Below are 23,271 nucleotides of genomic sequence, written 5' to 3'. Positions count from 1 at the left end.
AGACCACATTGGCTTCGTGGACAGCCTGGCAGGATCCCAACGCCTGGGCTATTTCGACAAGTCGCTGACCTGCTGTTTCTCTTTCCAAGTTGACGAACCCTCCGGGTGACCAAGACGGATTGTTGCAGTCCAGGTGTTGGACATCTGCGCAACAACGCGAGTGGCGTTGAGGTCGTCAACGCGCTGAACATGGGTCACACGACGCCTCGTAGGGACGTGGCGCAAGACGGCCCGCAGGCCAACAGGCAGGGCGGAAAGGAAGAGGTGCAATGGCAGCTGGCAGGACATCTCATCTCGAGTGTGTTGTTCATGGGGCCCGTGAGACACCCGAGTCCCCGAGCACACAGGTAGTCGTCATCGTGGTGATTGCCATGACGCTAGCCACAGTTCTGGTCGTCCTGGGGCACCCGGTGGCGGACGTACTGCAGATGTTCGGCGGAATGGCGGTGATCTCGACCTTGTTCAGGGCGGGCACGCCTGATCTGGTCGTCCCCGCCCTGCGGCCGTGATGGCCGATGGGACGAAAGCTGCAAGAGCTGCCCGAGCAGCCGTCTCCTCTTGTAGAACTAGCGCGCTGGCTGCGCGAACAGCGGCAACGAACAGGCTTGACCTATGCGCAACTGGCAGAACGTTTGGAGGTTAACAAGTCCACTCTGAGTAGGGCGGTCAGTGGTACCACGTTGCCGTCGCTCACGATGGTCGAGGAGATCGCCCGGGCATGCGGCGCCGATGTAAACGCCGGCAGACGACTGCATCGAAAAGGACTGTGGGAACTCAGAATCAGGCAGATGCTCCAGGGTGAGAAGAGGAATCCACGAGACTTCGTGGTGACACCTGCTGACCTATGGAACGCGCTCGTATCACAGTACGCGCTCTCTGGGCTCACTTACCGAAGGGCAGAAGAGAAGGCCAAGCGCCTGGCTGCTCGAGGCGTGATTGAGCAGCCGATCAGTCGTTCCACCTTCCATAACTTCGTCACTCGACGTACTTCTCCCACGCGAACGATCATGTTTGCCGTTCTCGCGGTCAGCGATGTTCCCCAGGAGGAGTGGCCGCAGTGGGAGTCGGCCTGGCGTATCGCGCGGATGGAAGACGTTCGGCAGGCAGCCCGGGATGGATCGCCGGCCGCGCGCGAGTACTTGGGGCGTGAGCCCGAACGGCTTCTGAAGCCCTATGGGATTCCCTGGAGCAACTGAGGCATTGATGCGGTGTCAACGAGTCAGACCCACTTGCCAGAAAAGTGGGTCTGACTCGTGCGCAGCGACGTTATTGATCCGTTCTCGGCCGATAGAGCGCGTTGCAGAAGGCTGTGATCATGCAGCCTGAAGTATGCCGTCGGCTCGTCTGATCATGCGGCGAGAGTGAGGTTGTGCATGCGGGTGACGGCTTGGACGGCGTGATGGAGGCCGTCGCCGCGCTGCCGACGGTCACGAAGAATCTTGTAGTTCTTCATCCGGCCGATCATCCAAGCCATCAATGGCTCGTACTGCCGTGCCAGATGCAGGCGCGCACTATATCGGCGGAGTCCCGGTTACCGAAACCGGGACTCCCCCGCACCATTGGTAGTCCACCGCCAAATCTCTGACAGCCACTGTGAAAGGACAGCGCACGACGACCACTCACAACCGAATAACTCGCCTTGCGGTGCTCCCAGCTGCTAAGCCGCTATGCCACTGCGTAGCCCAGACGGAACAGCTCTTCGGCCCGCTCCAGGTCCCGGTCCGTGCGAACCTGCACCTCCAGGTCTCCCGCGCCGTGGTGCCCAAGCCCCGTGACGTCACGAGTGAACCCCGGCACCAGGTCCATCTGCTTGGGGTCCACCTTGAGGTACACGAGGACCTTGGACTGCCGCGGCGTGCACACGCAAGCGAAGTTCCGCAGGCGCCGGAAGGCGCGGTGCTGTCGGCGCTGCACCGCGATCACGTCGTCGCCCAGACCACGCAGCACCTCGTCGACCGCCGCCGCTAGCTCCTCCATCGCGCCCGTGCCCGCACGCGCGCGCGGGGCTCCCGCCACGCGGCTCCCTGCCGGGGAACCCACGGGCTGCCCGGTCACGGAAGCCACGGTCTCCAGGCCGAGGTGCTCGGCGCCGTAAAAGCGGTAGCGGACCAAGTCGATGCTGCGCCGGTGCTCGCGCACGGCGTGGACGTCGTAGCGGGTGAAGTCGCCAGCCACGCAGATCAGCCGCGGCGCGCTCCACACGACCTGGGCCCCGACCGCCGATCCGAGCCGCTCGCGCACCAGCCGGTGGAAGGCGTCCCTGTGGTCGAGGAGCCAGGACATGTAGAAGAGGCCCTGGTCGATCACGCCGGCGTCGATGCCGCGCTTGTATTCCACGATCACAGGGGCACCGTTCTCGTCGAGGCCGAGCGAGTCGATCCGGCCCCCGTGCACCGGGCCGGTGCTGTACTCGCTCGCCAGGAATCGCACCCCTAGCATCGTCTCCATGTGCGCCTCGATGAGGGCCTGCACATCTGCCTCGGCCTCAGCAAGCTGCGGCGCGACCTCCGTCACGCCGCCATTCGTCGTGTGGAACAGCTTCAGGCCCGACACGTTCCCCTCCTCGGCTCGAAGATCGAAAACGCCGGGGAGGGGTGCGTTTGTTTCCGCGATCGCCTTCGAGCGCGTGAAGATGGTGTGAGAGGCTACGCCCGAGCCAATGGGACGCGCCGGCGCCCCACGAATCCCACGGGTCGCCTGATCCCACATACGTCCCACAAAACGACTGACGCCACATCAGGCACCGGAAAGCCGCAGGTCAGAACAAGGGGGCCATGGATGCAACAGGTGCCTTCTAAGCGCTCGCTCCACAGAGCACTTCCTCAGCAGCGGAAACGCCGATAACGGTTTCCCTGACCAGGGGCAACCGCCACCGCAAGACGGGCAGCCGCTCCACGTCCGAGCGGGTTGCGTCCCGACCTCTCCGATCGGGACTGGTGGTAGTCAACTCCCCGGGTATGGGTGCTGTCGCGTCAGAAGTGGTTCGCCGGCGCTGGACAGGCCACAAAGTGCCTGGTCAGAAGCCCTTCACACCCGAGTCCGACCAGGGGTAGCGGCCGTGGTCGCGCTCCACGGGTAGTCACGAACGCAGTCCCAGATTCTGATTGATCTCCCTCGTCACCTCGGAGAAGTTCATGGTCATGAAGTGCAGACCCGGAGCCTCCTCTCTGATCAGCCGTCGGCACATCTCGGTGGCGTGGTCGATACCGAGCGCCTTGACCGCCTTGGGGTTGTCTTCGTCGCCGAGCATCCGCTCGGCGAGCCCCGGCGGGACGACCACGGTGCTCAGGCCCGCGAATCGGCGCGGCGCGGCGAGCGGATCGTGGTGATTGGCACGATCTCCGGGATGATCGGCGTCAGGCACCCGTGTATCGAAGCCGACCCGCCACCCCATCGCTCCTGGGACGCGTGCTCGTTGATCGCTCGCGGGGACTAGCACGGGAACAGCCGTCTGTCGTTGGACGGCGACGTGTACCAACCTCAGAGGCCGGGAGGAGAAGGTGCTCAGCATCCCGCTGGAACAGGTGACCGCCCCGGACGACTTGGTGGACTCCGCCGTGGTCCTCGAGTAACCGGAGCGACACGGATGCAGCCGGACTCCGGCTCCATCCGCTGTGTGGCGGCCCGCCGTCCTGGAAGTAGACGTCCTTGAGTGCTTCGGCCGCGATCTCCTGGAGCTCGGTGTCGCTGGCGCACCTGGGTGCCCGCGCATGCGGGAGCGACGGGCACCCGGCCAGTTGGGCCGGAAGCCGCGCGGAGGGCCGGTGTCGTACCTAGGTGGTACTCATGTTCCATGAGCCAGTTCCGAGACTTCAACCTCAAGCTGCTCGTCATCGAGGAGCTCATGTACGGCCCTGACCCGCTCCTCCCCGTCTATGACCTGCCCGTGCGGCTGGCTGGGCGGGGGATCGGCGACCCGGCGTCCTACGTCCTGGAGAACGCCCTCCACGCGGAGGTGCTGCCGGAGTCCCGGGCCCATTTCGAGGCCCTGAAGATCCCGGCCGAGCTGCTCGCCCGTGTCGAGGAGCTGTGCTTCGACGCCGGGGCGGACGTCTTCCGGCACTGTGCCCCCGCCTGGGACGGCGAGGACGATCTGTTCGACGTCCACTCGCTCGATGACCTCAACCTGCTGCCCAACCTGCGGGAGGTCACCTTCGTGGAGGACGGCGTCCTGGCGGTGCCGGACGCGGCGAAGGTCTTCGCCGCGCGCGGCATCGACACCGACTGAGCCCCGCCACCCGCCGCCCTGTCGACGGGCACAATGTTCCGGAGGCGGTCCAGCTGCCCCTACAGCGGGAGAGCGGTAGTGGCCTGAGGCTGTTCGCCGCCAGCGGTACGCTCTGGACCGTTCCGTCGCTGACGAACCGACACCAGTTGCTGTCGGCCTGGCCGTTGACACCGGGGCGGGTGGTACGGACCACCGTCGGGCGTGGTGGCGGGTGGGTCAGGGGACGATGTCGACGTCGGTGATGACCAGGACATCGGTATGGACCCAGTAGACGATGATCGCCGTGGGCAGGGTGAGCATCCGACGGTCCTTGTCCCGGCTGCGCGGGGCGGGCACGGAGCCGCGCCTGTACGGGTCCGCGGTGAGTCAGCGCATGCTGTCTGTCGACGGTGGCGCGGGTCTGCGCGTCCATGGACTTCCGCTGGGCGAGGGCCTGGTCGCTGTACTGGATGCGGTAGCGGCTCCCTGGCTTGCGGCCTCGGCTCAGGGGCGCGGCGGGCGCCAGGAAGACCGGCAGGGCGAAGGCGGCGCGGCCGGAGGTCGCGGGCACCGCGAAGGCCGTGACGACCAGCCCGGCCGTGGTCTGATGCGTCAACTGCCGTTCGGTGCCCGCCCCCGCCGACCAGCCAGGCGGCGGCACGGCCCGCGAGTCCGGTCTTGCTGACGGCGGCGGCCCCGTGAGGATCTAACGAGCTCGTGCATAGTTGGCGGTGAGACGTCGAGTCCTTGATCGTTGATCATGGATGCCTGGGGTGGCCGGAGCCATGCGGCAAGCCAGGATTCCCGGGGGATCGCTTCCGTCTCCCCTGATGCCGGGGCGGACTGCGGACCGGGGTGATAGAGAGATGCCGGTACGACGATCCTCACGGTCTGTGTATGACGGCCCTGAACCCGGAAAGCGGCGACGATGTTCTTCAATGGCCCCGCGCACGTGCGCACCGATGCCACGCTCTTCCCGGCCAGTACCGGCGTCCCCGTCAAGCAGGATCTGCCAGTCCTGCCGCAAGACTTGGCGCGCGCGTTGTTCATCACGGGCAGGGCCCCGTACGACCAAACCAAGCACGGGAGGTCATCTGCGTACGAGTGGTGCCACAGGGTGGCGGTCCTGCCCGCCTATCTCAGCTGGAGCGATGATCCGGTCCGTCGCATTACACGTACCGACCTCGCCCGCGAGCTCGACCCCTCCGAGAAGGGCATGCTGTCTTACACCCTGGGGCAGGCCATGTGCCAGATCTTCGCCGAGAGGCAGCTATCCGTCCGGTTCTTCATGCACGTCGCCCGCTACGCCTCCGCCTACAATCTCACCTTCGCCCCCGGCCAGAGCCGGGCGGACTTCTTCGGAGAGCGGACCGTCGGCGGTTATGTCGTCGCAGAAGCCAAGGGCCGCTCAGGCCCGCTGACGAAGAAGCTGCGCGAAGCCATGGAGGAACAGAAGAGGACAGTCAAGACCATCAAGGGCGCAGTGCCGAAGATCGCATACGCGAGCGCGGTGCACTTCTCCTCCCCCCATAGCCCCATGCGTCTGACAGCGATCGACCCGGACACAGCAGACCCTCGCGCCGTAGACCTTCCCGTCGACCCCGACCTACATGTGCTGGCCTACTACACGCCGTTCCTGGACGCCTTCGCCCATCAGGAACCACTCATTCTGGGCGACTACGTCGTGGCTGGCTTCGCGGCGCTCGGCGTGACGCTCGGGGTATTGGCGCCGGTGCTGCAGCGTGTGGAACGGGCGGCTCGACGCAACGAAATCGCGGGCCTTCGCGACGACATCCTGGGCCTGCTCGCCCGCCACCGGCCTCGCCAGGAGCGCACGCTCTACATCGACGGCACTCTTTTCGCGGCAGACTGGACGGTTCCTGAGGACCGGCGCCGCCCGGGCCGTCGGGATAGCGAAGTGCTCCCCGACTTCCTGCACGAGGCGTTCCGTAGCATGAACGAGGAGGACGACTGGCGAGTGGCGTCTGTGGAGGAGGGGGACCTCGACTGGCGGGACCTGTCCCCTGCCAGGGGCTACATGCCGGGAATCCTCCCCCAGGGTGATCTCCTCGAGGGCTGAGGCATGGACGGCCGCCGGGCACCCTACGGCCGCTGCAGATTCACCGCCGCGGTGTGGACGCCGCCGAGGTCCTGTCAGGCGCTGTCCCGGTCCACGCGCTGTGTAGATCGGCTTGTCCCCGTTGGTCCGGCGACACGAGTTTCGCCGACAGCCCAACGTGGTGACTCCATCAGGTCGATGCGAATGTCGACGATGGTGGTGTGGCCTGTCCGGGGCGACGATGGAGCCTCCCCGGTTGCACCGAGGGCGCCGAGAGTGGTGCCGATTTCCCAGAGGATCCCCGACCGAAGTCACCGCTCACCAGCGGGGTCGAGATCCCCCTTGCTCGTCTCGGCCGCACAAGGTGCGGGGCTTGCGCCGGGGCCAGCCCCGCTTGCCCCGCACCGGCGGCAGGCCGTCGACCAGCGGCAGGAGCTGCGTGATGTCGTTTCGCCCGGCCGTCAACTACACCCGCAGCGGGGTGCCGTGCGCGTCGGTCAGCACGTGGTGCTCCGAGCCCAGCCGTCCACGGTCAACCAGGCTCGGACCGACTTTTGGGGCTGCTTCGCCGCCGCTTGGGCTGCACGTGCAAGGCGTCAACGGGGACGCGGGAGAAGTCCAGGCAGTCCACCGCCCGCAGCCGGTCCAGCAGCACGCGCTGGAGTTCCTCCCTGCAGCGTCTTGCGGTCATCGATCCGCTTGCGCCCCGGGTGCCGGAACCGTCGTTCATGCTTCGGCAGCAACGGCTCGATCACCGCCCACAGCTCGTCACTGACTCCCACGGCTTCCGCCGTGCCACGGTCACCCCCAAGCAGTACGGAATCACATACCTCTGAAAGAGCCCGCCGCAGCAGGCCGCTCTCCAGCGCACGCAATCGACCTGCGGCTCACTCACTTCGGCGCCTCCGGCAGCGCCGGCACCGTCGAGATGGACTGGATGGTGGACTCCCACTCCCCTGTCCGCGTGTTCTTGAACCGAAGATGCAGCACCTCGAACTCGTCCGGCACCCAGTCGAACTCGCCGACCTCATCCTGGTCGAAGACCTGGTGTTCCGCGAACAGCTTGGCCAGCTCGATGTCCGTGGACGCCTGCATGATGAACTTGCCGACCTTAACGACGTTCATCACCGGACGACCCTGCGCCTCCGCCTCCCGGACGCTCTCCCAGAACGGCTCGTACCTCCTGGCCGACTTGGTCATCCCAACCCACTCGTCGCGCCTGATCTCGCTCACTTCGGCCCCTCCAGTCTGCTCGTCGTCACCGGCGTCCGGCTCTGCACGTACTTCACCTTCGGCGCCTTCGCGACCGCCAGGCGGTTTCCTGCACGGACTCCGCTTCCGCCTCGACGCGCAGCGCCGCGTGACCGTGCAGAGCCACCGTATATCTCGCCATTACCTCAACCCCTCCGCCTCAGGACCATGACCACGCTGTAGAGAACGCTCAGCCCCAGACTCATCCTGAACGCCGTTTCTGGGGCCATCCCCGCACCCGGCGGGCTCACCGACAAGGGCACCAAGGGCAAGCGGGCCCGCAAGGTCCCCATCATCGAGGAGATCCGCCCACTCGTCGCCCAACGCCTTCTGTCCGCCGGGCCGAACCCCGACGCCCGCCTGTTCACCGGCCCACGTGGCGGGCGCATCTCCACCGCCGTCCTGCGTGACGCGACCCACTGGGACGACGTCGTCACCCGCCTCGGCTACGAACACCTGCGCCGCCTCGACCTCCGGCACACCGGACTGACCTGGTTCGCCGACGCCGGAGTCCAGGTGCACGTACTCCGCAGGATCGCCGGCCACGGTTCACTGACCACCACCCAGCGCTACCTTCACCCGGACGTCCACAAGATCACGGCAGCCGGGGCGGCGCTCTCGGCCCACTTCAGCGTGCTGCGCGCGCCGCGCTCACTGCCGAGCCCAATCGTCATGACCCGCTGACCCAGTCAAGGACGCCGACCCTCAACTGGTCCCCAGAAATGATCGAGGGCCGGTTTCGGAGTTCTCCGAAACCGGCCCTGATCTGCGACTGTCTCCAGTCGGGACGACAGGATTTGAACCTGCGACCCCTTGACCCCCAGTCAAGTGCGCTACCAAGCTGCGCCACGTCCCGATGCCCGTCTGACCTGGGGTTTCCCCCGGCTGAACGCGCATAAGAACAATACCGCACTCCGACCGGTGGTCACGAACCGCTTTTTCCGTTCTGCGACCTCGGCCGGGCGCTTGACCTCAAGTTAAGTTGAGGTAGCACGGTGGTCCGTATGACGACATCGACACGGACCACCACAGCACCGTACGCCTACCGGGATCTCGACCGGCTGCTGTCGCTGATGACCGGCGACGAGAAGCACGGGCCGGCCGCGACCTCCACCCTCGACGCGATCTGGGTGCTCTACGACCGGGTCCTGAACGTCTCCCCCGCGACCGCCGACGACCCGGCGCGCGACCGTTTCCTGCTGTCGAAGGGGCACGGGCCGATGGCGTACTACGCCGTCCTCGCCGCCAAGGGCTTCTTCCCCGAGTCGCTGCTGGCCGGCTTCGGCTCGTACGACTCGCCGCTCGGTCATCACCCCGACCGGCTGCTCGTGCCGGGGGCCGAGATCGGCAGTGGGTCGCTCGGGCACGGGCTGCCGCTCGCCGTCGGGAGCGCGCTCGGGCTGCGGGCGCAGGGGCGTACCGACTCCAAGGTCTGGGTCCTCATCGGGGACGGCGAGTTGGACGAGGGCAGCAACCACGAGGCAATCGCCTACGCGGGCCCCGCCGGTCTCGAACAGCTGCACACGCTCGTGATCGACAACTCGTCGGCCACGCACGGCTGGCCGGGCGGGATCGCTTCCCGGTTCACGGCGGCGGGCTGGTCGGCCGTGACCGTCGACGGGCGGGACCACGAGGCGCTGTACGAGGCGTTCACCGCGCCCCATCCCGGTCAGGCCAGGGCCGTCGTCGCCCGCGTCGAATCCCGGTCCTGACCGCCACCGACCCCAGCTCCGCTCAGACCTGCTCGGACCGCTACCAGACCCGCTCGGACCACTCGGACCACTCGGAGGTTTTCTGATGGACACCATGCGTGAACGCTTCGCCTCGACCGCGTCCCGGCTGCTGGACGAGGACCCGCGCCTCGCCGTCGTACTCGCCGTGATCGGCCACGACGGCTTCCACGAGGCGGAACGCCGTCATCCGCACCGGGTGATCGACGTGGGGATCCGCGAACAACTCCTCGTAGGCGCGGGCGGCGGCATCGCCCTCACCGGGATGCGCCCGATCGTGCACACCTTCGCGAGCTTCCTCGTGGAGCGCCCCTTCGAGCAGGTGAAGCTCGACTTCGGCCACCAGGGCGTGGGCGGCGTGCTGGTGAGCGCCGGGGCGTCGTACGACTGGCCGTCCGGCGGCTTCACCCATATGTCGCCGGGGGATGTGGCGCTCCTCGACACGCTCGACGGCTGGACCGTGCATGTGCCGGGCCACCCGGACGAGGCCGAGGTCCTGCTGCGGCAGGCCGCGAAGGGCGACGACCGGGTGTACGTACGGCTCTCGATGCAGACCAACGCGCGGGCGCTGCCGGTCACCGGGGCCGGCTTCCTGACGGTGCGTGAGGGGAACCACGGCGTGGTGGTCGCCGTCGGGCCGATGCTGGACAACGTCCTCGCGGCGACGGAAGGGCTCGACACGACGGTGCTGTACGCGACGACCGTCCGCCCCTTCGACGGTGCCGCGCTGCGCCGCGCCGTCGGGGACACGGGCGCCGCCGAGGCGGTGATCGTGGAGCCGTACCTCGCCGGGACGTCGACAGCGGCGGCCGACGAGGCACTGGCCGACGTACCGCACCGGGTGCTCGGGCTGGGTGTGGGACGGCGCGAACTGCGCAAGTACGGGGAGATGGACGAACATCTCACGGCGCACGGCCTGGACCCCCGGTCGCTCCGCGCCCGCATCTCCGCCTTCCTGACGAGGGCGTCTTGAGGGGGACTCTCGGCACGGACTCCTGACGGAGACGTCCTGGCGGAAACGTCCTGGCGGAGACGTCCTGACGGCGCCTTCTGACGCGGACTTTTGAACGGCCGTCGGACACATACGACCCACCGCGTCAGAAAACGACCGATCGGACGGGACGGCTCCGGTACCCCCAACTCCTATACCACAGTGGACGCTTCCGACCCATTGACCCCCCGGAAGCAGGGAACCTACGCTATGCGGCGTACTTAAGAAAGCGCTTTCTTCCCATTCGTAGCCGCCACCTGCACCGGGAGCGCCCGTGAGTAGCCGTCCACCAGACCGATCCCCCATGCGCACCGGCCGACCGCGAAGGGCTCTGACGCCCTTCACCGTCGTCCTGGCCCTGCTCGCTCTCGTGCTCGGACTCGGGGTCGCCTCGCCCCCTCCCGCGGACGCCGCGCCGTTCCGTGTGCTGGTCTTCTCCAAGGTCACCAACTTCGAGCACGAGTCGATCCCGGCCGGGATCGAGGGAATCAAGAAGCTCGGTGAGGAGAACGGCTTCGAGGTCGAGGCGTCCGACGACGCGAGCGTCTTCAGCGACGCGAACCTCGGGCGCTTCCAGGCGATCGTCTTCAACAACACCAACTCCACGCCGGAGTCGGGCGATCTGCTCGACGCTCCCCAGCGCACCGCCCTCCAGAAGTTCATCCGCGCGGGCGGCGGCTGGGTGGGACTGCACGCCGCGTCCGCGAGCGAGCGTGACTGGGACTGGTACGAGGGGCTGACGGGGGCCATCTTCGACAAGCACCCCGCCATCCAGACCGGTCGCGTCAAGGTCCTCGACCAGGCGCACCCCTCCACCAAGGGCCTTCCGGAGCTCTGGGAGCGTTCGGAGGAGTGGTACAACTGGCGCACCAACCCCACGGGCAAGGTGCACACGCTCGCGCAGATCAAGGTGAACGACGGCATCACCGGGCTCGACGAGGGCGTCGACCACCCGTGGTCGTGGTGCCAGAACTACGACGGTGGACGTTCCTGGTTCACCGCGGGCGGCCATGACGCGTCCGCCTTCTCTGAGGAGAACTTCCGCAAGCACCTGCTCGGCGGCATCCAGTGGGCGGCCGGCAACAAGCCCGGCGACTGCTCCGCCACCAAGACCGGGTCCTTCAAGCGGACGCAGCTGGCGACCGACCTCTCCGACCCGTACGAGCTGGCCGTCACCCCCGACAACCGGGTGATCTACATCCAGCGCACCGGAAAGCTCCAGGTCCTCGACCAGTCGACGTCGGAGACCACCACGGCGCTGGACTTCGAGTACAGCCTCAAGATGACGGAGCAGTCCGACGGGCTCATCGGGCTGACGCTCGATCCGGACTTCGCGACGAACAACTGGCTCTATCTCCTGCACTCCGACAAGGAGAAGAAACAGCTGAACCTCTCGCGCTACACGCTGACGGGCAACACCGTCGACCCGGCGTCCGAGAAGCTCCTGCTGGAGATCCCGACCGACCGCGACGAGCAGCGCGCCAACGTGCACATGGCGGGCTCGCTCACCTTCGGCAAGGACGGCGATCTGTACGTCGCGACCGGCGACAACACCGACCCGTTCGTCTCGGACAACTTCACGCCGATCGACGAGCGTGCGGGCCGGCATGTCTTCGACGCGCAGCGCAGCGCCGGAAACACCAACGACCTGCGCGGCAAGGTTCTGCGGATCACTCCGGAGGACGACGGGACGTACTCCGTCCCGGAGGGCAACCTCTTCGCGCCCGGCACGGCGAAGACCCGTCCCGAGGTGTACGCGATGGGGCTGCGCAACCCGTTCCGCATCACCACGGATCCGAAGGACGGGGCGCTGCTGATCGGTGACTACGGACCCGACTCGCGGGCGGCGGACCCGAACCGCGGGCCCGAGGGCACGGTCGAGTTCAACCGGGTTCCGAAGGCGGCGAACCTCGGCTGGCCGTACTGCATCGGCGCCAACACCCCGTTCAACGACTACGACTTCGCGACCAAGGTCTCGGGGGCGAAGTTCGACTGCGCCAAGCCGGTCAACGACTCGCCGAACAACACGGGTCTGCGTGAGCTGCCGCCGGCCGCGTCGGCGACCGTCCCGTACCAGTACTCCGGCTCGCCCCTCTTCCCCGAGGTCGGCGGCGGCGGGGCGCCGATGAGTGGTCCCGTGTACGACTACGACCCCGACAACCCGTCGCCCACGAAGTTCCCCGAGTACTTCGACTCGAAGTGGTTCAACTACGAGCTGGGCCAGAACTGGTTCAAGACGTTCTCGATCCAGCGTAAGGACCAGTCGTTCAGCGACCCGCGCTTCCCGCCGGCCAAGGCGGGGGACATCCAGTCGATCAACAAGATCTTCACGGACATGAAGTGGAACCAGCTCTTCGAGGCCCAGTTCGGTCCGGACGGCTCCCTGTACGTGATCGACTTCGGGGTCGGCTCGGGTGCGGGACGTACGGGTGTGAACAACCCGGGCACCGGCATCTACCGCGTCGACTACATCGGTGACGGCGAGCTGCCCACCGCCAAGATCACCGCCACGTCCGACACCGGGCCGGGTCCGCGCAGCGTGAAGTTCTCCAGCGCCGGTTCCGGTTTGTCGGGGGGCAAGCCGGTGACGTACGCCTGGGACTTCGACGGCGACGGCACCGTCGACTCCACGAAGGCCAACCCCACTCATATCTACACCGACAACGGTGTCTTCAGCGCGCGGCTGACGGTCACCGGACCGGACAAGCTCTCGGCGCAGGCAGCGCGGGAGATCACCGTGGGCAACACGCGGCCGGTGCTGACGGTCCAACGGGCCCCGGACGGCGGCATGTTCAGCCTCGGCGACACGGTTCCCTTCACGGTGAAGGTCACCGACCGCGAGGACGGCAAGGGTGCGGAGATCGACTGCGAGCGCGTCACCGTCGAGGGGCGGCTGGGGCACGCGGCCACGCTGCACCCGGTGCAGTCCAAGCAGGGCTGCGTGGGTGAGTTCACCGTCCCGACGACGGACGAGCACGCGAACCAGGACCTCTTCTACCGGGTCACCGCCAGCTACAAGGACGACGGCGGCGAGGACCCGGATGTTCCCGCGCTGACGGGGACCGCCACGTCGAATCTGAAGGCCTCCTACCGCGAGGGCGAGTTCTTCAGCGAGACCGGCGGCGAGAACGGCGGCGTCACCGTGGGCGCCCGGCCCGAGGCGTCCGGCGGCAAGCGCGTCATCGAGATCGAGCACGGCGACTGGGTGGCGTACGACCCGGTGAATCTCACCGGAGTCCAGTCGGTCACCGTCGGCGGGTCCTCGGGCGGTACAGGTGGCACCGTCGAGTTCCGCAACGGCTCGCCCACCGGCCCGCTGATGGGCTCGGTGACGATTCCCCACACCGGCGCCTGGACGAACTTCGTCTCACCGACGACTCAACTCAGGCCGGTCGGGGGCACGGTGAAGATGTACGCCGTGTTCAGCAACCCGGACTGGAAGCCGGACGGGCAGGACGTGCTCTCCATCGACTGGCTGCACTTCAACGGCCGCGGGGTCGAGAAGAAGCCGGGCACGAGCGTCACCGTCAGCACACCGAAGACGGAAGGCGCGGCGCCGCTGGCGGCGGAGTTGACCGGCACGGTGAAGCTCGCCGAGGGCCGGACCGTCGCCTCGTACCGCTGGGACTTCGGTGACAACACGAAGCCCACCGGCCAGCAGGGTGCGAGCGCGAGCCACACCTACGCACGGCCGGGCGCGTACACGGCGCATCTCACGGTCACGGACGACAAGGGCGACACGACGACGGGCGCTGTCGAGATCACCGCGAGCTGAGTCCACGCGCGAGGGACCGGTACGGGACTGATCGAGGCAGAACTGATCGAGGCAGAACTGATCAGTGCGCGGTGACCACCGCGCACTGATCACTGCGCGACTGATCAATACGAGCCGCATTCAAGCGAGTTGAGAGACGAGGTCACGTGAGGGTGAACGGCACACGAAGGGCGTTCCTGGGTACGGCGGCGGCGGGCCTGGCCGCGGTCGGGCTGGCGTCGACGGCGGCCACCGCCCAGGCGGCGGAGTCCGGCCGGCACCACGACCCGCGCTGCCGGCGGCGGATCCCGCGCGGCGGGATCGGCATGCACCTCTACACGATGCGGTCCGTCCTTGAGACGGACTTCGAGGGGACGCTGGAGCAGCTGGCGGACATCGGTTACGCGACGGTCGGCGTCAGCGGGCGGTTCGGCCGCAACGCCACGCAGATCCGCCAGGTGTTGGAGAACGTCGGTCTCAAGGCGGTGCTGGAGCACGTCGGTTACGGCATCGTGGCGGGCGCCGGCCTCCAGCAGGCCATCACGGACGTCCACACGCTGGGCGGCGAGTGGGTCGTCGTACCGAGCCTGCCGACCGAGATGCACACCCCCGCGGGCTACCGCGAGGCGGCGGCGGCGATGAACCGGGCGGGGCGCGCGGCGCGGGAGGCGGGCCTCGGCCCGGTGCTCTTCCACAACCACGACGCGGACCACAGGGTCGTCGACGGCGAGGTCCTGTACGACATCCTGCTCAACGAGACGGACCCCGAGTACGTGGGCTTCGAGCTGGACGTCTACTGGGCCGCGAAGGGCGGGGCGGACCCGCGCCGTCTGTTCGTGGACGAGGGCCCGCGCTTCCCGGCGCTGCACGTCAAGGACATGGCTCCGAACGGCGACTTCGCGGACGTCGGCTCGGGCGTCCTGGACTTCGCGGAGATGTTCGAGACGGCGCACCGGGGCGGCGTACGTCAGTGGCTGGTCGAACACGACTCGCCGAAGGACCCGTTCGCCACGGCGCGCAACAGCTACGGCCATCTGGCGAGGCTGCGGTACTGAAGTAATAACCCCGCTCGACACCGCACCCCCCGACGGGCCGCACGGCCGGTCGGGGGGTGCGGTGTCGGTACGGGCCGCTCAGAGGGGCGCCGCGAAACAGTGGACCTGCACCGTCTGGTCGGGACCCCAGCGCTGCTCACCCGTCGCCATCAGCGTCCACCCCTGGCGTTCGTACAGCGCCGCCGCCGCGCGGTCGGAGGTCACGACGTCCAGCACCGGATGCAGCCCGCGCCCGCGGGCCTCCCGGACCGTCTCGGTCAGCAGCAGCGCGCCGATTCCGTGGCCCCGGGCCTTCGGCGAGACGAACAGCCGGCTCACCACCGCGGTCTGCTCCGGGCCCATGCCGGTACGGCCGCTCCAGATGTCGGGCGCGGCGTCGCCGGGGCGGGCGGGGGAAAGGCAGCTGTGACCGACGATCCGGCCGTCCAGCAGCGCCACCCAGGCGGCCGGCGACTCGGGCGGCGACCCGGGCGGGGTGAGCCAACCCGCAGGATCCTGCGGCCAGTTGACGGGGTAGCCGTCGCTCTCATGGACCTCGGCGAGTACGCGTACGCACGCGTCGAGGTCGGACGAGTCACGGCGCCTGACGGAGATACGTTCTTCGCTCACCGACGCAGCCAATCACAGCGTCGACCTGCGGACACCTGGGTATCGGGGCCGTCGGACAGCCGGACAGCCGGACAGCCGGGCCGACAGCGAGCCGCCCTTCCCACCCAGCAGGGTGGAAAGGGCGGCGAGTGTGCGCCACGCGGTCTCACCGGGTGGGCGAGCCCCGGTCGGTACGGGGCACGGGCACCGTGCGACGCGGCGTACATGGGCGGTGGCCGCACTTCGACAGGTCGTGCCGCCACCGCCCGCTCAAGGGACCGGTCCCGCGCTCAGTCCTCCGACGACGCCGCCCCCAGCAGTTCCCTGATGTGCGTCGTCGCCTCGCGGAACTCCGGCCGGGCCAGCGTCTCCACATAGTCGCGCTCCGGCGGCAGCCCCACGTCGATGATCTCCGTGATCGTGCCGGGTCGCGGGCTCATCACCACGACCCGGTTCGCCAGGTAGACCGCCTCCGAGATGGAGTGCGTGACCAGCAGCACGGTCGTGCGGGTCTCCCGCCAGATGCGGTTCAGCTCCATGTTCATCTGTTCGCGCGTCAGCGCGTCCAGCGCGCCGAACGGCTCGTCCATCAGCAGCACCGGCGGCTGGTGCAGCAGCGCCCGGCACAGGGCCACCCGCTGCTGCATCCCGCCGGACAGCTCGTGCGGGTAGGCATCCTCGAAGCCGCCGAGGCCGGTCATCTTGATGAGTTCGTCCGCGCGTGCGCGCGCCTCCACGTTCGGCATCCGGCGCATCTCCGCCTGGAGCAGGATGTTGCGCCGGGCGCTGCGCCACTCCAGCAGGGCGGCCCGCTGGAAGACGTAACCGATGTCGGGCCGCGGCCCGTCGACCTGCTCCCCGTGCAGCCGTACGTCACCGGCGGACGCCTTCAGCAGTCCGGCGACCAGCTTGAGCAGGGTCGACTTGCCGCATCCCGAGGGGCCGACGATCGCCACGAACTCGCCCATCGGCACATCGAGCGACACATCCCGCAGGGCGGTGACGTCGCGGTCCTTCGTACGGAACCGGACGGCGACGTCGTTCAGGGAGACGGCCGCCGTGCCGTCGGCACCCGCGTCGCCGCTCGTGCCGCCGTCCTTGCTCAGACTGGTCTTGCCGAACTTGCCGGACTTGCTCACGCCGCGCTCCCGGAGAGTCGATTCCCTGGGCATCGTCATCCCTTCAGTGCCGAGCTGTCCCAGTAATCCGCCGGCGCCTTCGGATTCTTCACGAGACCGGCCTCGGCGAAGACGTCGATCGTCGCCTGCCAGTCGGCCTCGGTGTTGAGCCCGGGAGCCTTGCCCTGGGTCGACTCGGTGTGCAGCAGCGTCATCGTCGTCGCGAACTGCTCGGTCAGTACGGCCTTCGGCGGCAGCTGCTCGGACGCGCCCTCCATCGCGGCGACCGCCGGCTCCGGCGCCTTCTCGGCCGCGGCCCACGCCTCGCTGACCGCCGTGGCCATGCGCTTGGTGAGGTCCGCGTCCGACTTGAGGATCTTCTGGCCGGCGATCAGACCGTTGGAGTAGAAGTTGAGCCCGTTCTCGGAGAAGCGCAGGTACTCGACGTCCTTCTTGGCCTTGTCCGCCATGGTCGGGCCCTGGTCGCTCGCGTAGCCGAGCAGCGCGTCCGTCTTCCCCGAGATCACCGCGGCGATCTTGCCCGCCGGGTCGGTGTTCTGGATCTTGACGTCGGACAGCTTGAGGTTGTTCTTCTCCAGGAAGATCGGGAACGTCTTGGTGAGCGCGTCACCTGCGGTGCCCGCGACCGTCTTGCCCTTGATGTCGGCGGGCGTCTTGATGTTCTGGTCGGCGAAGAACTGCACGGACGAAGGCGTCGTCTGCAGCATCACACCGAGGCTCTTGACGTTCACGCCCTGGTCGACGCCGCTGAGCACGGCGGGGGTGTCCGCCCAGCCGAACTGGGTCTGCCCGGCGGCGGTCGCCTGGACGGTCTTCTGCGATCCCTGGCCCGCCCTGATCTCCAGGTCGATGCCGTGCTTCTCGAAGATCTTCTCCTTGACGCCGTAGTAGAACGGCGCGTGTTCGCCGTACGGGTACCAGTTGAGCGTCAGCGTCACCTTGTCCAGCTTCTTGCCGGAGTCGCTGGTGGTGGTCTCGCCGCCGTCCTCGCCGCAGGCGGTGGCGACCAGGAGAAGCGGCACGAGGCCGATCAGGAGTCTGCGGGAGTGCATGGCTGGCCCTTCTCGGAGGAGAGATCTCATCGGAACTCGGTGCTCGGTGCTCAGTACTCAGAACGAGGTCGTGACATTGCTGTCCCGGCGGCTGGCGTGCCAGGGCAGGAGGAGCTTCTCGGCGATCTCGACCAGGACGAACAGGACGACGCCGATCAGTGACATGACAAGCAGGCCCGCGAAGAGCATCGGGGTGTCGAGGTTGCCGTTGGCCTGGAGGATCACATAGCCCAGGCCCTCGTTGGCGCCGACGAACTCGCCCACGACCGCTCCGGTGACCGCGAGCGTCACCGCGACCTTGAGGCCCGAGAACAGATGCGGCAGCGATGCCGGGAAGCGGATCTTGGCGAAGGTCTGCCACGGCTTCGCGCCCATCGTCGCCGAGAGCTGGAGCATCTCGGGGTCGACCGCCTTGAGGCCGGTGACCATGGAGATCACGACCGGGAAGAAGGCGATGAGCACCGCGATGAGGACCTTCGGCGTGATGCCGAAGCCGAGCCAGACGACGAACAGGGGCGCGATGGCGATCTTCGGTACGACCTGGGCGAAGAGCAGGATCGGGTAGAGCGTCTTCTCGACGGTCGACGAGTAGACCATCACGACTGCCGCGAGCACCCCGACGACGACCGCGATGACGAAGCCGAGCAGGGTCTCGTAGGTGGTCACCCAGGTGTGTTCCCAGATGTAACTGGTCTTGCCCGTCAGCACGTCCAGGGTCGCCCCGGGCGAGGGGACGAGATACGGCTCGACCAACTCGGCGGCGGCGACGGCCCACCACGCGACGAAGCACGCGAGCAGCAGTGCGACGGGCCGCCAGCTGGTCTCGACGGCCTTGCCGAACCGCTCCCCCGCTCCTGGCCTGTTGCGTGTGGCGACTCCCGCGATCTCTTTGGTCGGTCCCGGCATGACGCTCTGGCTCACAGTGAACTCCTCGGAAATCAGGAGCGGTTACGAAGCGCTGTCCGATCCTCTGCTGTGTCGGTTGCCGTACTGCCGGACCGGAAGAAGCGCTTTCAGAAAGCGCTTTCTGGTACGGTGATCGCCACGCTAATGACTGCTTGTCCGAACGGTCAATAGGTCGTCCGGAAGTTTCCGGGCCCTGCCAAGGGCCCTGCCGCCACCGCGACTCGGGGGCCGTCTTGAGTGAACGGGAAGCACGGACACATGTGACGCTGGACGTCGTGGCACGTCACGCGGGTGTCTCCCTGGCGACCGCGTCCAGAGCCCTGAACGGCACCACGCGTGTCCGGGACGAACTGCGGGACCGGGTGCGGGCGGCGGCGGATCTGCTCGGTTACATCCCCAACGCGCACGCCCAGGCGCTGGCCAGTTCGTCGAGCAACACGGTGGGCCTGATCTGTCACGACGTGGGCGATCCGTACTTCGCGGCGATCGCCGGCGGTGTGATGCGGGCAGCCGCCGAACAGGACGTCCTGGTCATGCTCGCGAGCACGTTCCGCGAACCGTCGCGGGAGATCGAGTACGTCTCCATCCTCCGCGCCCAGCGCGCCCGCGCCATCCTGCTGATCGGCTCCGGCTTCCAGGACCGCACCTGGGAACGGGCGTTGAGCGCCGAGTTGGACCCGTACATCCGCGCGGGCGGCCGGGTCGCCGTCGTCAGCCGGCACCGCAGCGTGCGCGCCGACGCCGTCCTGCCCGAGAACCGCGCGGGCGCGGCGGCGCTCGCCCGCGCGCTGCTTGCGCTCGGCCACCGGCGGTTCGCCGTCCTGAGCGGGCCACCCGAACTCACCACCGTCGCCGACCGGTTGGCCGGCTTCCGCGCCGGGCTGGCCGAGGCGGGGATCACGCTCGACCGCGACAGCGTCGTCGTGGGCGCTTTCACCCGTGACGGCGGTTACGCGGCCGCCCGCGAACTCCTCACCCGTCCGACCCGCCCCACCTGTGTCTTCGGCGTGACCGACGTGATGGCGGTGGGCGCACTCGCCGCGTTCCGGGAGGCGGGCATCGACGTGCCCGGCGACATCTCGCTCGCGGGCTTCGACGACATCCCGCTCGTACGGGAGTTGACTCCCCCGCTCACCACCGTCGCCCTGCCGCTGACCGAGATGGGACAGCACGCCATCTCGCTGGCGCTGCGTGAGCCGCACGGGCCGCGTTCGCGCGTGCTCCGGGTGGGCGGCGAAGTGATGTTGCGCGCCAGCACGGGGCCGCCGCCCGCCGACACCGCGGACACCGCGGACACCGCGGACCCGGTGGAGTCGACATGACGGAGGATCTGGCCGCCCTGAGGATCGACCGCGTCGAGACGTTCGCCGTCGAACTGCCCACCCACCGCTCCTTCGGCGTCGCCGGCGGCTCCGTGGCCGTCGCCGGGACCCCGTCCGTCCGCATCCTGGTCCGGGTCGGCGCGGACGGGATGTACGGGTGGGGCGAGGCGACGCCCATCCCCGCCTGGACGTACGAGACCGCCGAATCGATCGTGACGACGATCGACCGCTATCTCGCGCCGGCCATCATCGGCACGCCCGTGTGGAATCTGGACGCCGTCGACACCGCCTTCGACCGGGCGATCAACCGGGGATTCACCATCGGCGCGCCTCTCGCCAAGAGCGCCGTGGACGTGGCACTGCACGATCTGCTGGGCCGGGCGGCGGGCGTGCCGCTCGGGGTGCTGTGGGGGCGACGGCGCGCGGAGACGGTCGAGTTGGGCTGGATCGTGTCGGGCCAGTCGCCCGCCGAGGTGGGGGACAGTGTCGCCGAGGGCAGGGATGAGGGATATCGCGCCTTCAAGGTGAAAATCGGTCTGCACGACGAGGACACCGACGCCGCCGTGGTGGCCGCCGTACGTGAACACGCCCCGGACGCGCCGCTGTGGGTCGACGCCAACCAGGCGTACACGGTGCCCGTCGCCCTGCGGATGGCCCGCCGGCTCGACGCGCTCGGTGTCACCGCCTTCGAACAGCCCCTGCCCGCCAACGACATCGCCGGGCTGCGGCGGCTGCGGGACCTCTCGGCCGTGCCGGTGGCGCTCGACGAGAGCCTGCGGCATCCGAGCGATCTGGCGACCTTCGTACGGCTCGGGGCGGTCGACGTCGCGATCGCCAAGGTCCAGCGCAGCGGCGGCCTCACGCTCTCGCGGCGGCTGTGCTCGCTCGCCGGGGACTGCGGGGTCGAGCTGATGGGGTCGGGGCTCACCGAGTCGGACCTGGGCCTGGCCGCCTCGCTGCACCTGTTCGCGGCGTACGGCATCACGACGCCGGTCGATCTCAACGGGCGCCAGTTCATCGGCTCGCCGTACGCGGGCGAGACCGTACGGGTCGAGAACGGGACCGCGTGGGTGCCGCGCGGGCCGGGCCTGGGGGTGGAGGTGGACGAGTCGGTGGTACGCGAACTGGCCGTCGACGTACTGGAACGCCGTGCCTGACCGGGTACGGGGCGGGGTGACGACCGCAGACCGAGGGTCGACCACACAACGAGCGACGAGCCACGAGCGACAACCGCAGAACGAGGAGCAGCGCGGACATGTCCGATTCCCCTTCCTTCACCCTTCCTCCCGCGGGGTCGCGGTCGCGGCTGATCCTGCCGCCCGCCGACACCGCCCTTTCCCCGCGTACCGGCTGGTCCCGCGCCCACTGGGAGTCGGTCGCCGACCAACTGCTGGACGCACTCGTCCCGTACGCCACACCGGGCCGCGCGCAGTATCGGCTGCCCGGCAGGACCAGCAAGTCGGGCGAACTCTCCGACGGGCTTGAGGGATTCGCCCGGTCCTTCCTGCTCGCCGCCTTCCGGATCGCGGGCGCGCGCGGGCAGGTGGACGAGGCGTTGATCGAGCGGTACACGGCCGGACTCGTCGCCGGTACGGATCCCGGCAGCGGGGAGGCATGGCCCCGACTGGCCGACCGCTCGCAGCCGATGGTGGAGGCCGCCTCGATCGCGATCGGCCTGCACGAGACGCGCCCGTGGATCTGGGACCGACTGGACACCCGTGTGCAGGAGCGGATCGCGGACTGGCTCGGGGGCTTCGTCGGCCGCCGTACGCACGACAACAACTGGCGGCTGTTCCAAGTCGTCTCGGAGCAGTTCCTCGCCTCGGTCGGCGCTCCGCACAGCCGCTCGGACATCGAGAACGGGCTGGACCGGATCGAGGACTGGTACGTCGGCGACGGCTGGTACACGGACGGCGACGGCCGGAAGTTCGACTACTACATCGGCTGGGCGATGCATCTGTATCCGCTGCTCTGGTCGCGGATGGTGGGAGGGGCGTCCGGCGACGACGGCGGGCGCACCGAGGTCTACCGGCGGCGGCTCAACCGCTTCCTCACCGCCTATCCCCACTTCTTCGGGGCCGACGGCGGCCCGGTCCACCAGGGGCGTTCGCTGACGTACCGCTTCGCCGCCGCCACGCCGGTGTGGATGGGGGCGCTGGCCGACTGCACCCCGCTCGCGCCGGGGCTCACCCGCCGGCTCGCGTCGGGCGCGGTGCGGCATTTCGCGGAGCGCGGGGCGCCGGACGAGCGCGGGCTGCTCACTCTCGGCTGGTACGACGAGTTCCTCCCGGTCACTCAGCTCTACTCGGGTCCCGCGTCGCCGTACTGGGCGAGCAAGGCGTTCGTCGGTCTGCTGCTGCCCGCCGACCACCCCGTCTGGACGGAGCCCGAACTGCCCCTGCCCGTCGAGGAGTCGGACCAGTACACCGCGCTGCCCGCGCCGGGCTGGCTGCTGCACGGCACCCGGCGCGACGGGATCGTACGGCTGGTGAATCACGGCAGTGACCGTCAGGACCCCGGGTCGTGGGGCCGGGGGGCGGGCGAGGACGATCCGCACTACGCCACGTTCGGCTACTCGTCGGCGACCGCGCCCGACACGTCCGACGAGGCGTGGGCCGACCGGCTCGGCAACCATCTCGCGCTGCTCGCGGCCGACGGCACTCCCAGCAAGCGGCGCCGGATCCATCCGGAGCGGTGCGAGGGTCGTACCGCGTCGTCCTGGTACGAGGCTGAACTGCCGGGCGAGGAAGGGCCGTTCCGGATCGATACGACCAGTGTGCTGCACGGCGCGTGGGAGATCCGGGTGCACCGTGTCGCCGCTCCGGCGGGCTGTGCGGTCCGTGAGGGCGGTCATACGGTGGCCGCCGCCGATGCCCCGGTGACCGGCTCCGGCCCCGGCTGGGCGCTCGCTCGCACGGCAACGGGGTTGTCCAGCGCGGTGGTGGGGCTGCACGGCTGGGACGCCGAGCAAGAGGGGGCGGTCGTCCGGCGGGTGAATGCCAACGCGTACGGCACGCACTCGGCGACGCCCTGCCTGCGGCTGGAGAGCCATCCGGGCGGGGTGCACGTCCTGGTGACACTGATCGCGCTCGTCGGGGACACGTCGGCGGCACCGGACCCGCAGGAGCTGCGCGACGCCATACGCGTACAAGTGACTGACGAAGCAGTGCTGTTGACTTTCACCGACGGCGAGACCGTGCGCGTACAGCAGGAGTGA

18 protein-coding genes, 1 tRNA gene and 4 pseudogenes are annotated in these 23,271 nt (G+C 68.6%); 12 read left to right on the top strand and 11 right to left on the bottom strand.

The annotated features are described in order from the left end of the window. The first annotated feature begins 371 nt into the window (after positions 1-371). Together ACFT9I_RS30380 and ACFT9I_RS30375 are read left to right on the top strand one after the other, a co-directional pair. Positions 372-509: a hypothetical protein gene (locus ACFT9I_RS30380; RefSeq protein ID WP_382569494.1), complete on the top strand. Its 138-nt coding sequence runs from the start codon at positions 372-374 to the stop codon at positions 507-509. Positions 510-515: 6 nt separating this feature from the next. Then, on the top strand, positions 516-1,196 hold the full coding sequence (locus ACFT9I_RS30375) for a helix-turn-helix domain-containing protein (protein ID WP_382569492.1): 681 nt from the start codon (positions 516-518) through the stop codon (positions 1,194-1,196). 152 nt (positions 1,197-1,348) lie between these two features. On the opposite strand, the pseudogene ACFT9I_RS30370 reads toward ACFT9I_RS30375, so the two are convergent. The 3 genes and pseudogenes from ACFT9I_RS30370 to ACFT9I_RS30360 form a co-directional block, all read right to left on the bottom strand. Beyond that, positions 1,349-1,462 (bottom strand): annotated as a pseudogene (locus ACFT9I_RS30370) (IS5/IS1182 family transposase); the annotation flags it as partial. A gap of 203 nt (positions 1,463-1,665) precedes the next feature. Then, positions 1,666-2,553: a transporter gene (locus ACFT9I_RS30365; protein ID WP_382569490.1), complete on the bottom strand. Its 888-nt coding sequence runs from the start codon at positions 2,551-2,553 to the stop codon at positions 1,666-1,668. Between the two features lie 526 nt (positions 2,554-3,079). Further along, positions 3,080-3,364: a methylenetetrahydrofolate reductase gene (locus ACFT9I_RS30360; protein ID WP_382569488.1), complete on the bottom strand. Its 285-nt coding sequence runs from the start codon at positions 3,362-3,364 to the stop codon at positions 3,080-3,082. 429 nt (positions 3,365-3,793) lie between these two features. Here ACFT9I_RS30360 and ACFT9I_RS30355 point away from each other — a divergent pair, with 429 nt between their 5' ends. After that, entirely contained in the window at positions 3,794-4,228 is a 435-nt protein-coding gene (locus ACFT9I_RS30355) for a DUF6892 domain-containing protein (RefSeq protein ID WP_382569487.1), read from the top strand. Between the two features lie 469 nt (positions 4,229-4,697). Here ACFT9I_RS30355 and ACFT9I_RS30350 read toward each other — a convergent pair. Next, a pseudogene (locus ACFT9I_RS30350) lies at positions 4,698-4,902 on the bottom strand (SLC13 family permease); the annotation flags it as partial. Between the two features lie 233 nt (positions 4,903-5,135). Between ACFT9I_RS30350 and ACFT9I_RS30345 the strand changes: the two are divergent. Continuing rightward, entirely contained in the window at positions 5,136-6,287 is a 1,152-nt protein-coding gene (locus ACFT9I_RS30345; protein WP_382569486.1) for a hypothetical protein, read from the top strand. Positions 6,288-6,626: 339 nt separating this feature from the next. Here the strand turns inward: ACFT9I_RS30345 and ACFT9I_RS30340 are convergent. Next, positions 6,627-7,065, bottom strand: a pseudogene (locus ACFT9I_RS30340) (IS5/IS1182 family transposase); the annotation flags it as partial. A gap of 92 nt (positions 7,066-7,157) precedes the next feature. Continuing rightward, positions 7,158-7,499 (bottom strand): hypothetical protein, encoded by a 342-nt coding sequence (locus tag ACFT9I_RS30335; RefSeq protein WP_382569484.1) that lies wholly within the window; start codon positions 7,497-7,499, stop codon positions 7,158-7,160. Positions 7,500-7,748: 249 nt separating this feature from the next. On the opposite strand from ACFT9I_RS30335, the pseudogene ACFT9I_RS30330 reads away from it, so the two are divergent. Then, positions 7,749-8,201, top strand: a pseudogene (locus tag ACFT9I_RS30330) (tyrosine-type recombinase/integrase); the annotation flags it as partial. Between the two features lie 98 nt (positions 8,202-8,299). Here ACFT9I_RS30330 and ACFT9I_RS30325 read toward each other — a convergent pair. Further along, a tRNA-Pro gene (locus tag ACFT9I_RS30325) sits at positions 8,300-8,373 on the bottom strand. Between the two features lie 148 nt (positions 8,374-8,521). Between ACFT9I_RS30325 and ACFT9I_RS30320 the strand changes: the two genes are divergently transcribed. From ACFT9I_RS30320 to ACFT9I_RS30305, 4 genes are all read left to right on the top strand, one after another. Then, positions 8,522-9,229, top strand: a complete 708-nt coding sequence (locus tag ACFT9I_RS30320) for a thiamine pyrophosphate-dependent enzyme (protein ID WP_382569482.1) — start codon at positions 8,522-8,524, stop codon at positions 9,227-9,229. An 85-nt stretch (positions 9,230-9,314) separates the two neighbouring features. Then, positions 9,315-10,220: a transketolase family protein gene (locus ACFT9I_RS30315; RefSeq protein WP_382569480.1), complete on the top strand. Its 906-nt coding sequence runs from the start codon at positions 9,315-9,317 to the stop codon at positions 10,218-10,220. A gap of 322 nt (positions 10,221-10,542) precedes the next feature. Continuing rightward, positions 10,543-14,013: a ThuA domain-containing protein gene (locus ACFT9I_RS30310; protein ID WP_382569478.1), complete on the top strand. Its 3,471-nt coding sequence runs from the start codon at positions 10,543-10,545 to the stop codon at positions 14,011-14,013. Positions 14,014-14,165: 152 nt separating this feature from the next. Continuing rightward, positions 14,166-15,047 (top strand): sugar phosphate isomerase/epimerase family protein, encoded by an 882-nt coding sequence (locus tag ACFT9I_RS30305; protein WP_382569476.1) that lies wholly within the window; start codon positions 14,166-14,168, stop codon positions 15,045-15,047. 78 nt (positions 15,048-15,125) lie between these two features. Here the strand turns inward: ACFT9I_RS30305 and ACFT9I_RS30300 are convergent, their stop codons facing one another. From ACFT9I_RS30300 to ACFT9I_RS30285, 4 genes are all read right to left on the bottom strand, one after another. Then, the gene (locus tag ACFT9I_RS30300; RefSeq protein WP_382569474.1) at positions 15,126-15,656 is read right to left on the bottom strand and encodes a GNAT family N-acetyltransferase; all 531 of its coding nucleotides are present in this window, start codon (positions 15,654-15,656) and stop codon (positions 15,126-15,128) included. A 269-nt stretch (positions 15,657-15,925) separates the two neighbouring features. Continuing rightward, entirely contained in the window at positions 15,926-16,774 is an 849-nt protein-coding gene (locus ACFT9I_RS30295) for an ABC transporter ATP-binding protein (protein ID WP_382569472.1), read from the bottom strand. Between the two features lie 35 nt (positions 16,775-16,809). After that, a complete protein-coding gene (locus tag ACFT9I_RS30290) occupies positions 16,810-17,826 on the bottom strand; it encodes an ABC transporter substrate-binding protein (protein WP_382569471.1) in 1,017 nt (338 codons plus the stop codon). Positions 17,827-17,883: 57 nt separating this feature from the next. Then, on the bottom strand, positions 17,884-18,732 hold the full coding sequence (locus tag ACFT9I_RS30285) for an ABC transporter permease (protein ID WP_382569529.1): 849 nt from the start codon (positions 18,730-18,732) through the stop codon (positions 17,884-17,886). A 260-nt stretch (positions 18,733-18,992) separates the two neighbouring features. Between ACFT9I_RS30285 and ACFT9I_RS30280 the strand changes: the two genes are divergently transcribed. The 3 genes from ACFT9I_RS30280 to ACFT9I_RS30270 all read left to right on the top strand — a co-directional run bounded on the left by ACFT9I_RS30280 (position 18,993) and on the right by ACFT9I_RS30270 (position 23,271). Continuing rightward, entirely contained in the window at positions 18,993-20,054 is a 1,062-nt protein-coding gene (locus tag ACFT9I_RS30280; RefSeq protein ID WP_382569469.1) for a LacI family DNA-binding transcriptional regulator, read from the top strand. Continuing rightward, positions 20,051-21,211, top strand: a complete 1,161-nt coding sequence (locus ACFT9I_RS30275; RefSeq protein WP_382569467.1) for a mandelate racemase/muconate lactonizing enzyme family protein — start codon at positions 20,051-20,053, stop codon at positions 21,209-21,211. The genes ACFT9I_RS30280 and ACFT9I_RS30275 overlap by 4 nt, the downstream gene beginning before the upstream one ends. A 98-nt stretch (positions 21,212-21,309) precedes the next feature. Further along, entirely contained in the window at positions 21,310-23,271 is a 1,962-nt protein-coding gene (locus tag ACFT9I_RS30270; protein WP_382569466.1) for a DUF2264 domain-containing protein, read from the top strand.

Origin of the sequence: Streptomyces sp. NPDC057137 (genome assembly GCF_042670825.1) — a bacterium.
Lineage (GTDB): Bacteria > Actinomycetota > Actinomycetes > Streptomycetales > Streptomycetaceae > Streptomyces.
The sequence above is the reverse complement of the archived record's forward strand: the minus strand, read 5'-3'. Positions and strand labels throughout refer to the sequence as shown.

Coding starts and splice junctions, on each gene's coding strand:
- ACFT9I_RS30380 (WP_382569494.1), top strand. CDS start 372: ATGACGCTAGCCACAGTTCTGGTCGTCCTGGGGCACCCGGTGGCGGAC.
- ACFT9I_RS30270 (WP_382569466.1), top strand. CDS start 21,310: ATGTCCGATTCCCCTTCCTTCACCCTTCCTCCCGCGGGGTCGCGGTCG.
- ACFT9I_RS30315 (WP_382569480.1), top strand. CDS start 9,315: ATGGACACCATGCGTGAACGCTTCGCCTCGACCGCGTCCCGGCTGCTG.
- ACFT9I_RS30285 (WP_382569529.1), bottom strand. CDS start 18,732: ATGCCGGGACCGACCAAAGAGATCGCGGGAGTCGCCACACGCAACAGG.
- ACFT9I_RS30275 (WP_382569467.1), top strand. CDS start 20,051: ATGACGGAGGATCTGGCCGCCCTGAGGATCGACCGCGTCGAGACGTTC.
- ACFT9I_RS30310 (WP_382569478.1), top strand. CDS start 10,543: ATGCGCACCGGCCGACCGCGAAGGGCTCTGACGCCCTTCACCGTCGTC.
- ACFT9I_RS30290 (WP_382569471.1), bottom strand. CDS start 17,826: ATGCACTCCCGCAGACTCCTGATCGGCCTCGTGCCGCTTCTCCTGGTC.
- ACFT9I_RS30355 (WP_382569487.1), top strand. CDS start 3,794: ATGAGCCAGTTCCGAGACTTCAACCTCAAGCTGCTCGTCATCGAGGAG.
- ACFT9I_RS30320 (WP_382569482.1), top strand. CDS start 8,522: ATGACGACATCGACACGGACCACCACAGCACCGTACGCCTACCGGGAT.
- ACFT9I_RS30345 (WP_382569486.1), top strand. CDS start 5,136: ATGTTCTTCAATGGCCCCGCGCACGTGCGCACCGATGCCACGCTCTTC.
- ACFT9I_RS30375 (WP_382569492.1), top strand. CDS start 516: ATGGGACGAAAGCTGCAAGAGCTGCCCGAGCAGCCGTCTCCTCTTGTA.